Consider the following 12,833-nt stretch of genomic DNA (forward strand, 5'->3'; position numbering starts at 1 on the left):
TTTTTTTAGTTATCCTCTATCGCCATTACGCTCTTGTTGTTTTTGCTTTGCCATGCGTTTTTGATACGCACGATCCTTTGCGCTCACATGATTAGCATCAGTTGGAAGATTTTCTTTTGAACGGCCAATTCCATTGCTCATCTTTTCCCCTCCTTTTTATATCTTTCAAAATACACCCTTATTTTCAGCTAGAGACACCATCCTTATACAAAAAAATAAGAGTAGCCAATAGCTACTCTTACTCACTCACATATTTTTGAAACATATCATGGATGCCTTTATTTACTAGGTTCGAGATCTGCTCGTCAGATTTATTCGGATAACGATCACGCAATCTGATAGATGCCTTCACCATTAAATTTTCTAATACAGAACGGCCGCCTTCTCCATAAATAATTTCAGCATATTCAACAAGCCTTCCATCCTCTACTGTTGCTGGATTATGATTGAAGAAAAATTTACTCATTGCCTCCACCTCTCTCTTTTGATAACGTGATAACGTTTACATTTATATAAATTATTTATGTTATTTATTTCACAATATTGTATGCATGTATATTTAATTAGTTTCATTATAAAGCAACATATCGATAGTAAATATGTGATTTTCCGTCCATTTTGTGAACAAACTAAAAATGAAAGCGTTTCCTTTATTATATACTAAAAAAACTTACTACGCTAGGGGCAATTTTTTCAATCTACTAATCATATACTTTTTCTTTTTTCAATAAACCTTATACAATTTTCAGAAATTATATTATAAAATATATGTATGACTTAAGGAGGCTGTATATGAATCAAAATAAAAAAGCTATATTAGATCTTGTCTTTTATCTCGTAATCCCATTCCTCATTTGGAAATTCGCAAAACCTTATATCGATCCGTATTACGCGATGTTACTTTCCTCTGTTCCGGGAATTATTTATACACTGTATACCTTTAAAAAAGAAAAGCAGTTTAACGTGACAGGGTTCTTTATTTTAATTACACTCATTTCTAATACAACGGTAGATCTATTATCTGGATCAGCTGAACGAATGTTGTGGAACGATGCGTATTATCACATCGTACTCGGTATTATCGTTATATGTACAATTTTTATAAAAAAACCACTTATGTTATATTTCGCAGCAGATATTGCTGCACTGCAAGGCCATGACCGTGATAAAAGTCGTGAACTGTATCGTGATAGTCGTATCTATCCATCATTGCAATATTTAACGCTCTTTTTCGGTCTCCAATTCATATTAAAAAGCTTCTTAAAAATTTATTTCATCTCTGTTTTCGGTGTAGATGGCTACGGTGAAATGAGAGCAATTATGACCGCTGTTGGATGGGGCATTTCCATTTGTATCGGAATTGGATTTGTCTGGGTGAACAATAAAATACATGCCATTACAGAAGAAAAAGAGTCTATGCAGTAAATGAAAATCCCCTAGTAGTATGATGCTACTAGGGGATTTTCATTTTGCTACACATATTACGAAATCTTTAACTTGATTTTTTTCTTTTATTTTTTACGTTTTGATAAAACAAAGCAGCACTTAGCGGCATAACACCAAACCACTTATTCATAAATGGCTCTTTTTCAGCACGGCGTTGTTCTTTCTTTTGTTTACGATCTTCTTTTGGAGCATCCATATACGACACAAACTGTTGTGTCACAAAGCGAACATAATCATTAGTAGACATATTATCATCACCTCTACTTGATTAGTATGTCCACTTTCTTATTCATTAATCTTTTCTTTTAATTCATTCATAATTTGCTTTACAGACTTATTCGTCGTATCGATATGAATATGAGCCTCTTCATAATAAGCTCGGCGCGATTCGAATTTCGTTACAAATGCATCTATATCTTTCTTCTGAAATAGTGGACGTGTCGTATCTTCACGAAGCCTTTCTGCAATTACATGTGGATCACAATATAAATACACGACAGTTCCATTTTCCTTCATCCACTTTCGGTTTTCCTCTCGCTCAATGATTCCACCACCAGTTGTAATGATTACATTATCAACAGGTAGTGAACATAACATTTCACTTTCATATTCCCGAAAAGCCATTTCACCTTCTTCGGCAAAAATATCACGAATTACTTTTCCCTGCTTCTCTTCAATTTTTTGATCTGTATCTACAACATCCATATGAAGTTCTTTACTTAATGCTTTTCCAATTGTTGTTTTCCCAGCTCCCATATAGCCGGTTATGTATATAGATTTCATTTTCGTTCCTCTCAATCGTCATGTATTACTTGTTATTATAACGAAAGATGCTTCTTTATTTAATAAAAAAACGTTTTGTTCTTCTTATACACTGAAGAACAAAACGTAACATACTCGCTTTATCTATAAGTACCTCTTCTCACCCACTGTGTTGCAATCCATTTCTCACCTTTCGTTACAGGTGCCCCTCCGTGTAACGTAAGCTCATTTAGTGATCGATCTTGATAGAAATACTCAAAGTATACTGCCATTCCCTTTCTAGGGTGCACAGAAAGATTTAATTTCGGAAAGAAAGTTTCTCCGCCTTCTTCTACATCATTTAAGTACATGACAAGCGTACTAATACGATTATTAGCAGCTGATCTACTATGTTCCGCAAAATAATCATAGTGTGCTTTATATTGTTGATCCACTTCATAATTTAAAATGTGTAATCCTTCTCCATGCGAAACAGGAACATTCATGATAGATGAAATTCGTTTTTCAATCTTCGCAGTAAGTTCATTATCATCTAAAAATGCACCACTACTCGTTCGAATATCATTTACATCACGTGATGAACCAACTTTAGAACGCGCTAATTTATTTTTAGACAATTCAATTAATTCATCGCACTCTTCATCACTTAATACATTTCCTAACACGACAATAAGAGGTTCTTCGAATTTTGAAATAATTTGTATTTCCCTATCTTCTGTCATAATTGCATTTCCTTTATGATCAAAAATAGTTTGTTCCTTATTTTCACCTATTTGATAGTTGTTTGTCATTTCCCTATTCTCCCTAAAAATAATGATTGGATAGCATGAATATATCATATTCTTTCTACCTTTCTCTTTTTTGAGAAAATTTAAACTTTTAATTGTTTTATTTATCCATTTCCTTTTAAAAAACAGCCTATTTTCAAATGATAAATCATGGTTTTTTATCCATATATTTCACATACTATCCTTCTATCCAATCGAATATTTTCTCATCTTTTTTTCTATACCGAAAGCTTACTTTATAGAAAACTTCCTGTTTTATTTTGCACTGCAATGAAACGAGAATAACGTCGTTTTCAAATACGTAATTTCCACTCGCTTCGCCCTTTTCATATGAAAAGAAAAAAGTATCTTCCTTTTCTTTTTGCCGTAAGTCTTTTTTTATATTTGTAATAGATTGATTTAGTATTTCCTCCAGTACAAACTTTTGCTCTATTTCAATATAAAATTTTTTATCTATAAGCAACATATTCGTTTCGTATATAAAGAACGAAGTTAATAATATAAGAAAAATGATTGTTCCTGGCATCGTAAATCCATCTTGTTTTATCATACATGTATTCCCATTTCGCTATACCTTATAGCTACACCTTCATATTTTTTCCCGCTCCTATCTTTCACATTGATAAAGAGCAAATGAGGTGTTACTTCATACGAAACCATTTCAACATTTTGTAATATAACTTCTCTTCCGCGCATGTTCACTTTTCTTATAAGGTGATTATTCAATTTTTCATACGTCACTTCATCTCCAGTGCGAAGACGGAAGCGCAACATACTCTCTCTATTTTCAGGAACTATTTTTTCCACAAATGATACTTCACGAAACTCTAACTGTACTTGTCCTACAAACACATCCCATTCCCAATTATTTAACCCTTTTGATTGCTTGTTTTCTATTCCAATAAAGCTTAGACGTGGTAAGAGTAAAAAGAAAAGTGATAACAGAAAAAAACATACGATCATTTCAATTAATGTAAATCCAACTTCTAATTCATTTTTTCTCCCGCATAAAAGCATTGTTCCATCATTTTTCCTCTCACATCTTTCCACATCGCACAAACTTCATTTCCTCCCCAATATGTGTAATATACATTTCCATTTATGACTTTTTCTTTCTGTTGTTTTGCCTCATTCTCATACATATATAAAGCTGCTTCTTTTTTTAATAATACAAATGCCTTATAACGAATTTGTATGTTTTTTCGTTCTTGCATAATCAATACTGTTTGCGGAAGTAGTAAAGATACCATCATCATTACTATACTTAATGCTACAAGCATTTCAGCCATCACTGACCCTTTTTGACATTTCACGATACGTAAATCTCCCTCTTCCAAGCTGGAATACAATCTCATATTTATAACTTCGATACGAAAGTAAAATCGTGCCACCTCTATTAATATTCCCACTCGGATTATATGTCATCGGATTTGGAAAAGTATTCAAATCCAATTGTATATCGCTATCATATTCTCTTTTAATGATAGAATGATCCGTACTCGATTCCCCTATATAATACATATGTCTATCTTTATGCCATCGTAATGTATAGTGTTTTTGACGGTTTATAGCTAATTGTTGCATATACAAAATATCATTTGAAAACTGTCTTAAAAATTGTTCGATTTTTTGTTTTTCGTATAATGAATGTACATGAAAATACGTGACCATACTTAATACAGAAATGGCAAATAAAACGAGTAGCATTTCTAAAAGTGTAAAACCTTTTTGCTTCACAGTTTCCCACTTGTTACCGTGCCATCATTGGAAATATGAATAGCTTCACCATTCGGACACTCATCCTTTGTAATATATTTCCCATCAATTAGCTCTTTTAGCGAGGGAATTTTATTATGTTGTAGTTGATATACTTGTATTTGCGCTTCTATAGATTTCACATAGGCTTTACATCCTTTTCCTTCGACGGATGAGCGCTGCGTAACTACATTTGGAATAATTAATAGTAATAATACAGTGATGACGACCATAACTAATAACATTTCTAAAAGGGTAAACCCTTCCTCATTCTGCATGTAAATGCCTCCTATATAGAATTCATCATTTGAAACATTGGCATAATCATCGCTAAATACATAAGAACAACTATTGCTCCAATACACGTAAATAAAATCGGTTGAATAATCACTAACATACGTTTAATTTTTTGCTCCATCTTTTCCATAATCAGATCACTATAATCACCTAATTCAATCGCCAAATTACCGTTTGCTTGACCATGTGTAATAATATAAGAAAGCTCTTCCTCATAATATCCGCTTTTAGCAATAATAGATTGCAACGGTTCTCCCGCAATTAATTGGTGTTTAACTCGGCCCGCTTCATACTGAAAGAACGGCTGATACTTTTGCTCCATCATTATTGTTAGAGCCTCAAGTACTGATAGTCCTCCGTGTAATAAGCCGCTCAATTGAGTAGCGAAATAATGCGAATGCTTTAAAATAAGAAATGTTTTTACAAGGGGGATACGAAGCAAAATTTTTATCTGCTTCATATGCGGGAGTTTCCGAAAGTACAATATATATACACTACAACCCACCATAACAATAAAAATAGTGCTAAAAATAAGATAGGGTAGTAGCTTAATTGTACTTAATATTTGTTCTGTGAATAACGGTGCTGTAGAACCAAATGAACTATATACCATGTCAACTTGTGGTAATAAAATGCGGTTAAAAATCAAAATCATGATTATTAAAAAGAACGCCAAAAACATAGGATACTGCATTATTTTCATCATATCTTTCCTATACTTATCCTTTTTATAAAGAAGTGCACTCCCTTGTTGCAACGCAAAAGAAATATCACCATGTTGCTCGGCATAAAATAAATAGCTTAACATCTCCTGATGAAACTTTAATTGATGAAAAGAATCGTGTAGATTTTTTCCATTTTTTAATCCATCAATCATGCGCTGCAATTGTACTTTCTTTTCTAAAGGTAATTGAAACCGTAAAAATTCTAATGCCTGCAAAAGAGAGTATCCTTTTTCTAATAGTTCTCCTAATCGTTTCAGTAATATTACTTGATCACTTAAACTCCATATTTTCTTAAACATAAACATCCTCTTCTAAAAATCCTAAAGCGTATCCTTTTCGCAACGAAGACTCTAATGTCTCATGCTTGTACGTGACACATTCCCCGTTTGCTTCTTTAATCGCTTGTTTTAACTCATATCCATATAACAACTCATAAATACTCGCTTGCCTTACTTGCCTCATTGATTTACATACAGTTGAGCACTTTCTTTTACAAAACGGACACTTCAATTCAACAAGTCGCTGTGCAGCTATAGCCAATAAAGATTGTTCAATCTCTTGCCTCGTTATGCCAAAGTCCATAAACCGAAGTATTGCTCCTTTCGCATCGTTCGTATGCAATGTCGTCATTACTAAATGGCCAGTCAAACTTGCTCTTATAGCGATTTTTGCTGTTTCTTCATCACGAATTTCACCCACTAAAATAACATCTGGATCATGACGCAAAATAGCCTTTAGTCCCGCCTCATATGTGATACCTGCTTTTTCATTTATTTGAATTTGTAATACACCGTCATTTCTTTTTTCAACTGGATCTTCCAGTGTAACGATGCGGCGTGTTTTCTTTTTTCTAATTACCTCTAATAATGCATACATTGTTGTTGTCTTCCCCGACCCAGTCGGTCCAGTAAATACGAGTAACCCATGGGAATAATGTAAAAAAGAAAGTAGTTTCTTCGCTGTACTTGGAAATAACGAAAGATGAGATAACGGCTGAATAGATGCTTGTAAATGAAGACGAATAACGAGACTTTCTTGATATACAGTTGGAAGCGTGGAAAGACGTAAATACACTTCTTGTCCGTCCATTTGTAAATACAGTGAGCCATTTTGTGGCTTCCGCCTCTCCCCTATATCCATGGATGCTAAAAATTTAAAGTGTGAAACAAGTTTTTCTCCAAACTCCTTTTCAATGCATTGTTTCGTCATTAAATCTTTTCCTATACGCAACTGAACCACTACATCCTTCTGCCGGGGCACAATATGTAAGTCCGACGCTTGTACCCTGCACGCTTCTTTTAAAATCATATTCGCAAAGCTTTCAATTCCATTCATCATTTTTCCCTCCCCACTATGTATATAGCATGAAGAAATCCATCTGAAAAATCGGTATTTTTGCATTTTCACTAGATGAAAAAGGAAAAATATGTTTGTGAAATTATGAACAATTTCCGAATTATTGTCTGAAATTACCTATACTCATGTTTATCTGTATTATAATGTTATTATCTTGGATAAAGTGATAAAGGTGGAGATCCTCATGGAACAAGCTTTAAAAATTACAGGTGTTTTAGCTGACCCAACTCGTTATTACATTTATAAATATATTTCTCAAAAACATAGTTACGTAACTGTACAAGAAATTGCAGATGAGTTTGAAATTCATCCAAACGTAGCGCGTTTACATTTATCTAAATTAGAAGATGTTCATATGCTGAAATCCGAAACGAAGAAAACTGGAAAAGGCGGAAGACCAAGCAGATTATATGTATTATCTGAAGATGTTATCCAATTACAATTTCCATTCCGTGACTATCAATTGTTAGCAAAAATCGCGTTTAATTCTTTACTTAGCCTTGGTACTGCTGGTGAAAAAGCGCTCTACGAAACAGGGAAACAATTCGGGGCCGAATTAATGCAACAACATATGCAGCGTTTAAATGTGAGTGAAGATGCTTTAACAGTGGAACAAAAAATTCAAATTGCAAAAGAAGCCTTTTCGACAGCTGGCTTATCACCCGCATTTGAATTAAGTGCAGATGGAACGAAAATTTTCTATGATGTACACAATTGTCCATTTAAAGAAGTTGCCGTTCATCATCCAACTGAAATTTGTAATATGCACGGAGATATGATGAAAGGGATTTTTGAAATCCTATTCCCTAACACGGAATTAACACGAAACGATAGTTTACTAGATGGATGTAAATCTTGTAATTATAAACTAACAATTTAATTTCTCATATAAAAAGAAGCCAATTATAATTGGCTTCTTTTTATATGAACGAATATTTACAATAGTAAGAAAAATAATCTATAATGAAGTGAGGTTTACTTTTTTTAGAAAAGGAGGGAGATGGCATGGAGCGCATGTTTCGCGTTCTCGGCTTTTGGACTGGAATTTTCTCGGTTATGTTTTACGTAGGGGATATGCATTCGGCTGCACTACTATTTTTAGGCCAAACAGGATTCTTCGTACTTTTAAGCTATTTAAAATTAACAGAGCGTATGTATATATACGTATTCGGGGCATATTTGACTGTTTTCTTCATAGGATTTACATACTACACGACGTTTTTACTTGTCCCAGGGGCTGGACATTAAAAGGTGGCATTTCGCCATCTTTTTTTAATTCCGGAATTCCCTAGTTGACTTATAGGTTTTATTGATTTATATTCTATATAACAGATTGGAATTAGGGGGAATCATCATGAATACACTGCTTGTCGGAATTAACGTTGCAGTCATGCTCATTTTAGTTGGCGTATTATATTATATGCAACGTAAGCATGTATCTTTTAATAAACGTGTATTTACCGCTTTAGGAGTCGGAATTATCTTCGGTCTTATATTACAATTTATTTATGAGCCAACTTCTAAAGTCATTATTGAATCAAATACTTGGTTTGGCTTAATCGGTAACGGTTATGTGAAGTTACTTCAAATGATCGTTATGCCACTTATTTTAGTATCTATTATTTCAGCATTTACAAAATTACAGTTAACGAAAAACCTTGGTAAAATTAGTGGTCTTATTATCGGAATTTTAATTCTGACTACAGGAATTGCTGCAGCTGTCGGTATCGCTGCAAGTGCAGGATTTGATGTATCTGCAACTGGTCTGCAACAAGGTGATGCAGAATCTGCTCGTCTGAAGCTAGTTGAAGAAAGATTTACTTCTATTGAGAAGACAACAATTCCAGATAAATTATTAGAGCTGTTACCTACAAATCCATTTCTTGATTTAACAGGTGCTCGTCCAACTTCAACAATTTCTGTTGTAATATTTGCAGCATTTATCGGTATCGCCTTTATAGGTGTAAAACGAAAATATCCAGAACAAGCAGAGCTATTTAAGAAAATGCTTGATGCTGTATATGCAATTGTAATGCGTATGGTAACATTAATTTTACGTCTTACTCCATACGGCGTATTAGCTCTTATGGCAAAAACAGTTGCTGGTAGCGACATAAATGCTATTTTAAAACTTGGTAACTTCGTGTTAGCGTCTTACGTGGCACTTATCATAATGTTCGTTATCCACTTATTATTAATTGCTCTATCTGGTTTAAATCCAATTCAATATTTGAAAAAGGTGTTCCCTGTATTAACATTTGCATTCACATCTCGCTCTAGTGCTGGTGCAATGCCATTAAATATTGAAGCTCAAAAAGAAAAACTTGGTATTTCTGAAGGGATTGCAAACTTCGCAGCATCATTTGGAGTATCTATCGGACAAAACGGTTGCGCAGGTATTTATCCAGCAATGCTTGCAATGATGGTCGCTCCAACTGTAGGAATTGATCCATTACAACCACAATTTATTTTAACTTTAATCGCTGTTGTTGCGATTAGCTCATTCGGTGTTGCCGGCGTTGGTGGCGGTGCAACATTCGCAGCGTTAATCGTACTATCTACAATGAACTTACCAATCGGTATTGTCGCTCTTGTTATCTCAGTTGAACCATTAATCGATATGGGGCGTACAGCTCTTAACGTAAGTGGTTCTATGACAGCAGGTCTTATTTCTAGTAAATGGCTTGGTGAATTAGATCAAGATACGTACAATCAAGATGATACAAAAACTGGTGAAATTGCTTCATAATGAAAAGGACGCTAACAAAACGGTTAGCGTCCTTTTTTAGTTCTTTTCATCTTCCTCTTTATCTCACAGCCCGTCCTTTTCACAAATAACCATTTTGTTCGCACCATTTATGAAATTGTCCTACGTCTACTCCAACTAATACGATATCCTTTAGCTCTACATCAATGATTTGTTCTCCAATTACAATAGCAAACTGCGATTCTAATTTTGTCTCGTTTTTCTTTACAATTCCAATTCGGTTCCGATGCGGTCCATCTTTTATATATGCTTTTTGTCCTACAATATCAAAGTTCAAGATCTTCACCTCTTTTACTGCGCTCAAATTGGAAATACGATCTCCACCTCGGAAAATTTCCTTTCATTGCACTATTTCTCTATATATATGACGAAACAATAAAAGAGTCCTCCCTTCTTTACAATTATTTTTTCTTTGTTTCATTTTTGTGATTGAAACGTAAAGTTTATAATAAAATACACTTGGAAGCGCTTTCTATGTAATTTTTTATGTTATAATGTATAAGTAGAACTTCGTAAAGAGGGTTAAAAAAAATGAATAGAAAAATGATAAAAAAAGTAATTGAAGCATTAAAAGTATATGGCTTTCAGAATGTATCATTCTGTGACAAAACGAAGCAATTTTTATTTCATAACGAAACAGATATTATGAGCGGCTATGCAGAAATAACATATAGTAGTCAATTTGAAAAATTCAACGTACAAATTCATCCTATTGAAACGCATCACCAAGCAGAGTTACAAGAGGTTGAAAGACATATACAAGCCTGTATAAGAAAAGTGGAATATTTAAACGCACTTCTTAGCGGACAAACGAAACTAGATGATAAAATTATTATAATGTAAAAAAAAGAACGTGATTACCTCACGTTCTTTTTTTACATTATACATTCATCTTTTCTTTCAGTTGTAATCCTGTAATAGACTCTAATACATCCATTGCTTCTCCAAATGTCATATCAAAAATTGTCTTATCCTCTATGTATGGAAATTGTCTAAAGCGCTTTTCTAACATTTTCACAGCATCTGACGTAAAGTGTGCACTATCGATGCCAAATTCTGTTTCAAGAAGAACGATCCAATCTAACACATGAAAACCTAATCCATTTACGAATGAAATAAGTTTTTCTTCTGACTGTGAAGATAAGAATACGTGTCGTTCCATCTCACTAAAAAGTTCTTCTCCTAAAATATGAGCTAATTCATCATCATGTTCGCGGTCAATGATTTCTTCATAACCATAATCATCTACAAGCTCTTCTACTTCTTCACTATCTGCAAAAAGTAATTGGCTAAGAAGTGCCTCTTTCTTAAATTCACTATTTTGTACGACTTCTAAAAAGCTCGTTTCCCATCCATTTTCTAATTTCATATTATGTACTCCTTTATATATGTTTCTTATCATCACTGTACCCAAAAGATCACTTTTATAACCTTGTATACCGTTACTATTATTTCACATGATTCATAACATAAGATGCAAATTCAGTTGCATCTCCTTCAAAAAAAATCCCCATCTTTAAAACTTATTTGCGTTTAAATGATGGGATGCTTCATAATCTTCTTTTATTTTTTGCTTTTTATAACTTTCATCAGCTAACATTTCTAGTTCAGCTGTTATTTCTGATTTTTCAAGCTCTCTTTCTTGCGAAAACTTCCTTGAAATATAAACAATAACACTACCAACGTACAACACAAAGCATATAATAAGTGCAGTATTTTCATAGAGACTTAGCTCCAACACAGTCACTCCTAATCCATTCGTATTTTCACGCTTCATTAATTGGAATTTCCCTACTAATCCATTTGCTATTGTAACATAAAAACACCGTTTCTTGGAATCTTTCATCCTACTAAAAGAGGCATGATTGTTTCATCATGCCTCTGAAATATGTTGAATGATTGTTTGAATTGCTTCTTTTCCATTATATTTTTTTAGAGCTGTTTTATACACTTCATTATTTTGATTTAATTCTTCGACATGCTTTATAAGAGATTTCACAGTCACATCTTCTTCATACAATACGGAAGCATATCCTTGTCTCTCAAAAGACTCTGCATTTAGTATTTGATCTCCACGACTTGCAAATTTCGATAGTGGAATTAAAACCATCGGCTTTTGCAATGTTAAAAACTCAAAAATGGCATTAGAGCCCGCACGTGAAATAACAAAATCTGTTATGGCTAATATATCTGGCAGTTCTCCGTGTACATACTCAAATTGTTTATATCCTTCTTTATTTTGTAAACTATCATCAAGATTACCTTTTCCGCAAAGGTGAACAATTTGATATTTTTTCAGAAGTTCTGGTAACGCTTCTCGAACCGTTTCATTAATTTTTTTTGCGCCCAAACTTCCTCCCATGATTGTAATAACTGGCTTTTTACGTGAAAAACCTAAAAATGCTAAACCTTTTTCACGATTTCCCTTTAGTACTTCTTCACGTACAGGAGATCCTGTATAAATTACTTTTTCTTTCGGTAAATGTTTCGCAGCTTCTTCAAATGTAACAAATATTTTCGAAGCGAAACGGAGCGCAATTTTGTTTGCTAGTCCTGGCGTCATATCAGATTCATGTAATAAAACTGGTACCCTGTTTAACCATCCGCCTATTACGACTGGTACAGATACGAAACCACCTTTTGAAAAAATCACATCCGGTTTTAGTTTTCGAATCCTTACATACGCATCCATAACACCTTTCATTACAAGAAAAGGATCTTTTATATTTTTCAAATCAAAATAACGGCGTAGCTTTCCGCTCGCAATACTATAGTACGGAATACCTTCCTTTTCTATAATCGTTTTCTCAATTCCTTGATGAGAACCAATATAAGAAATATCCCAATTCTGTTCTTGTAAATGTGGAATGATGGCTAAATTAGGTGTTACATGCCCTGCCGAACCGCCACCTGTAAAGACTATTTTTTTCATACGTC

Annotated in this window: 22 protein-coding genes; 6 read left to right on the forward strand and 16 right to left on the reverse strand. The window is 33.7% G+C overall.

The genetic code is table 11. The features are described 5' to 3' along the window. Window positions 1-9: 9 nt before the first annotated feature. Both FH036_RS27420 and FH036_RS13995 read right to left on the reverse strand, forming a co-directional pair. On the reverse strand, window positions 10-141 hold the full coding sequence (locus FH036_RS27420) for a hypothetical protein (RefSeq protein WP_000064669.1): 132 nt from the start codon (window positions 139-141) through the stop codon (window positions 10-12). 97 nt (window positions 142-238) lie between these two features. After that, window positions 239-466 (reverse strand): hypothetical protein, encoded by a 228-nt coding sequence (locus tag FH036_RS13995; RefSeq protein WP_000032699.1) that lies wholly within the window; start codon window positions 464-466, stop codon window positions 239-241. A gap of 81 nt (window positions 467-547) precedes the next feature. On the opposite strand from FH036_RS13995, the gene FH036_RS14000 reads away from it, so the two are divergent. Continuing rightward, window positions 548-664: a hypothetical protein gene (locus tag FH036_RS14000; RefSeq protein ID WP_003279814.1), complete on the forward strand. Its 117-nt coding sequence runs from the start codon at window positions 548-550 to the stop codon at window positions 662-664. A 128-nt stretch (window positions 665-792) separates the two neighbouring features. After that, on the forward strand, window positions 793-1,425 hold the full coding sequence (locus tag FH036_RS14005) for a VC0807 family protein (RefSeq protein WP_139895894.1): 633 nt from the start codon (window positions 793-795) through the stop codon (window positions 1,423-1,425). A 67-nt stretch (window positions 1,426-1,492) separates the two neighbouring features. Here the strand turns inward: FH036_RS14005 and FH036_RS14010 are convergent, their stop codons facing one another. From FH036_RS14010 to comGA, 10 genes are all read right to left on the reverse strand, one after another. Next, window positions 1,493-1,693 (reverse strand): YqzE family protein, encoded by a 201-nt coding sequence (locus tag FH036_RS14010; RefSeq protein WP_000106079.1) that lies wholly within the window; start codon window positions 1,691-1,693, stop codon window positions 1,493-1,495. Window positions 1,694-1,731: 38 nt separating this feature from the next. Next, entirely contained in the window at window positions 1,732-2,229 is a 498-nt protein-coding gene (aroK, locus tag FH036_RS14015) for a shikimate kinase AroK (RefSeq protein WP_048550791.1), read from the reverse strand. A gap of 119 nt (window positions 2,230-2,348) precedes the next feature. Continuing rightward, complete coding sequence (locus tag FH036_RS14020) at window positions 2,349-2,999, reverse strand: 2OG-Fe(II) oxygenase (RefSeq protein WP_139895895.1); 651 nt, start codon at window positions 2,997-2,999, stop codon at window positions 2,349-2,351. 175 nt (window positions 3,000-3,174) lie between these two features. After that, window positions 3,175-3,546, reverse strand: coding sequence for a competence type IV pilus minor pilin ComGG (gene comGG / locus FH036_RS14025; protein ID WP_000595196.1), 372 nt, complete (start codon window positions 3,544-3,546; stop codon window positions 3,175-3,177). Continuing rightward, window positions 3,543-4,013 carry a competence type IV pilus minor pilin ComGF gene (comGF, locus tag FH036_RS14030; protein WP_000923058.1) on the reverse strand — a complete coding sequence of 157 codons (471 nt, stop codon included), beginning with the start codon at window positions 4,011-4,013 and terminating at the stop codon, window positions 3,543-3,545. The genes comGG and comGF overlap by 4 nt, the downstream gene beginning before the upstream one ends. Next, entirely contained in the window at window positions 3,983-4,285 is a 303-nt protein-coding gene (gene comGE / locus FH036_RS14035; protein WP_070806834.1) for a competence type IV pilus minor pilin ComGE, read from the reverse strand. The genes comGF and comGE overlap by 31 nt, the downstream gene beginning before the upstream one ends. Then, window positions 4,278-4,733 (reverse strand): comG operon protein ComGD, encoded by a 456-nt coding sequence (comGD, locus tag FH036_RS14040; RefSeq protein WP_000810387.1) that lies wholly within the window; start codon window positions 4,731-4,733, stop codon window positions 4,278-4,280. The genes comGE and comGD overlap by 8 nt, the downstream gene beginning before the upstream one ends. Next, window positions 4,730-5,029, reverse strand: coding sequence for a competence type IV pilus major pilin ComGC (comGC, locus tag FH036_RS14045; protein ID WP_001178694.1), 300 nt, complete (start codon window positions 5,027-5,029; stop codon window positions 4,730-4,732). Before comGC ends, comGD begins: the two co-directional genes overlap by 4 nt. An 11-nt stretch (window positions 5,030-5,040) precedes the next feature. Continuing rightward, window positions 5,041-6,072 (reverse strand): competence type IV pilus assembly protein ComGB, encoded by a 1,032-nt coding sequence (gene comGB, locus FH036_RS14050; protein ID WP_052587781.1) that lies wholly within the window; start codon window positions 6,070-6,072, stop codon window positions 5,041-5,043. Beyond that, window positions 6,065-7,108, reverse strand: a complete 1,044-nt coding sequence (gene comGA / locus FH036_RS14055) for a competence protein ComGA (RefSeq protein WP_044793799.1) — start codon at window positions 7,106-7,108, stop codon at window positions 6,065-6,067. Before comGA ends, comGB begins: the two co-directional genes overlap by 8 nt. Before the next feature lie 205 nt (window positions 7,109-7,313). Here comGA and FH036_RS14060 point away from each other — a divergent pair, with 205 nt between their 5' ends. From FH036_RS14060 to FH036_RS14070, 3 genes are all read left to right on the forward strand, one after another. Beyond that, window positions 7,314-8,009, forward strand: a complete 696-nt coding sequence (locus FH036_RS14060; RefSeq protein WP_044793798.1) for a helix-turn-helix transcriptional regulator — start codon at window positions 7,314-7,316, stop codon at window positions 8,007-8,009. A gap of 125 nt (window positions 8,010-8,134) precedes the next feature. Continuing rightward, complete coding sequence (locus FH036_RS14065; protein WP_044793797.1) at window positions 8,135-8,377, forward strand: DUF2626 domain-containing protein; 243 nt, start codon at window positions 8,135-8,137, stop codon at window positions 8,375-8,377. A gap of 106 nt (window positions 8,378-8,483) precedes the next feature. Continuing rightward, entirely contained in the window at window positions 8,484-9,878 is a 1,395-nt protein-coding gene (locus FH036_RS14070; RefSeq protein WP_048546455.1) for an L-cystine transporter, read from the forward strand. Between the two features lie 79 nt (window positions 9,879-9,957). Here the strand turns inward: FH036_RS14070 and FH036_RS14075 are convergent, their stop codons facing one another. Continuing rightward, complete coding sequence (locus FH036_RS14075) at window positions 9,958-10,173, reverse strand: DUF3912 family protein (RefSeq protein ID WP_001008330.1); 216 nt, start codon at window positions 10,171-10,173, stop codon at window positions 9,958-9,960. A 254-nt stretch (window positions 10,174-10,427) separates the two neighbouring features. Between FH036_RS14075 and FH036_RS14080 the strand changes: the two genes are divergently transcribed. Further along, window positions 10,428-10,739, forward strand: coding sequence for a hypothetical protein (locus FH036_RS14080; protein ID WP_001080447.1), 312 nt, complete (start codon window positions 10,428-10,430; stop codon window positions 10,737-10,739). A 37-nt stretch (window positions 10,740-10,776) separates the two neighbouring features. Here the strand turns inward: FH036_RS14080 and FH036_RS14085 are convergent, their stop codons facing one another. The 3 genes from FH036_RS14085 to murG form a co-directional block, all read right to left on the reverse strand. Then, window positions 10,777-11,265 carry a hypothetical protein gene (locus FH036_RS14085; protein WP_000764274.1) on the reverse strand — a complete coding sequence of 163 codons (489 nt, stop codon included), beginning with the start codon at window positions 11,263-11,265 and terminating at the stop codon, window positions 10,777-10,779. Window positions 11,266-11,412: 147 nt separating this feature from the next. Continuing rightward, on the reverse strand, window positions 11,413-11,673 hold the full coding sequence (locus FH036_RS14090) for a DUF3966 domain-containing protein (RefSeq protein WP_139895923.1): 261 nt from the start codon (window positions 11,671-11,673) through the stop codon (window positions 11,413-11,415). 96 nt (window positions 11,674-11,769) lie between these two features. Beyond that, entirely contained in the window at window positions 11,770-12,828 is a 1,059-nt protein-coding gene (gene murG / locus FH036_RS14095) for an undecaprenyldiphospho-muramoylpentapeptide beta-N-acetylglucosaminyltransferase (protein WP_000724748.1), read from the reverse strand. Between the last annotated feature and the right edge of the window lie 5 nt (window positions 12,829-12,833).

It is taken from the genome of Bacillus sp. CD3-5 (assembly GCF_006349665.1).
In the GTDB taxonomy this organism is placed as follows: domain Bacteria; phylum Bacillota; class Bacilli; order Bacillales; family Bacillaceae_G; genus Bacillus_A; species Bacillus_A paranthracis.

Bases quoted from the DNA above. Each gene is read 5' to 3' on its own strand.
- FH036_RS27420 (WP_000064669.1), bottom strand. From the start codon at position 141: ATGAGCAATGGAATTGGCCGTTCAAAAGAAAATCTTCCAACTGATGCT.
- FH036_RS13995 (WP_000032699.1), bottom strand. From the start codon at position 466: ATGAGTAAATTTTTCTTCAATCATAATCCAGCAACAGTAGAGGATGGA.
- FH036_RS14000 (WP_003279814.1), top strand. From the start codon at position 548: ATGCATGTATATTTAATTAGTTTCATTATAAAGCAACATATCGATAGT.
- FH036_RS14005 (WP_139895894.1), top strand. From the start codon at position 793: ATGAATCAAAATAAAAAAGCTATATTAGATCTTGTCTTTTATCTCGTA.
- FH036_RS14010 (WP_000106079.1), bottom strand. From the start codon at position 1,693: ATGTCTACTAATGATTATGTTCGCTTTGTGACACAACAGTTTGTGTCG.
- aroK (WP_048550791.1), bottom strand. From the start codon at position 2,229: ATGAAATCTATATACATAACCGGCTATATGGGAGCTGGGAAAACAACA.
- FH036_RS14020 (WP_139895895.1), bottom strand. From the start codon at position 2,999: ATGACAAACAACTATCAAATAGGTGAAAATAAGGAACAAACTATTTTT.
- comGG (WP_000595196.1), bottom strand. From the start codon at position 3,546: ATGATAAAACAAGATGGATTTACGATGCCAGGAACAATCATTTTTCTT.
- comGF (WP_000923058.1), bottom strand. From the start codon at position 4,013: ATGCTTTTATGCGGGAGAAAAAATGAATTAGAAGTTGGATTTACATTA.
- comGE (WP_070806834.1), bottom strand. From the start codon at position 4,285: ATGGCTGAAATGCTTGTAGCATTAAGTATAGTAATGATGATGGTATCT.
- comGC (WP_001178694.1), bottom strand. From the start codon at position 5,029: ATGCAGAATGAGGAAGGGTTTACCCTTTTAGAAATGTTATTAGTTATG.
- comGB (WP_052587781.1), bottom strand. From the start codon at position 6,072: ATGTTTAAGAAAATATGGAGTTTAAGTGATCAAGTAATATTACTGAAA.
- comGA (WP_044793799.1), bottom strand. From the start codon at position 7,108: ATGAATGGAATTGAAAGCTTTGCGAATATGATTTTAAAAGAAGCGTGC.
- FH036_RS14060 (WP_044793798.1), top strand. From the start codon at position 7,314: ATGGAACAAGCTTTAAAAATTACAGGTGTTTTAGCTGACCCAACTCGT.
- FH036_RS14065 (WP_044793797.1), top strand. From the start codon at position 8,135: ATGGAGCGCATGTTTCGCGTTCTCGGCTTTTGGACTGGAATTTTCTCG.
- FH036_RS14070 (WP_048546455.1), top strand. From the start codon at position 8,484: ATGAATACACTGCTTGTCGGAATTAACGTTGCAGTCATGCTCATTTTA.
- FH036_RS14080 (WP_001080447.1), top strand. From the start codon at position 10,428: ATGAATAGAAAAATGATAAAAAAAGTAATTGAAGCATTAAAAGTATAT.
- FH036_RS14085 (WP_000764274.1), bottom strand. From the start codon at position 11,265: ATGAAATTAGAAAATGGATGGGAAACGAGCTTTTTAGAAGTCGTACAA.
- FH036_RS14090 (WP_139895923.1), bottom strand. From the start codon at position 11,673: ATGAAGCGTGAAAATACGAATGGATTAGGAGTGACTGTGTTGGAGCTA.
- murG (WP_000724748.1), bottom strand. From the start codon at position 12,828: ATGAAAAAAATAGTCTTTACAGGTGGCGGTTCGGCAGGGCATGTAACA.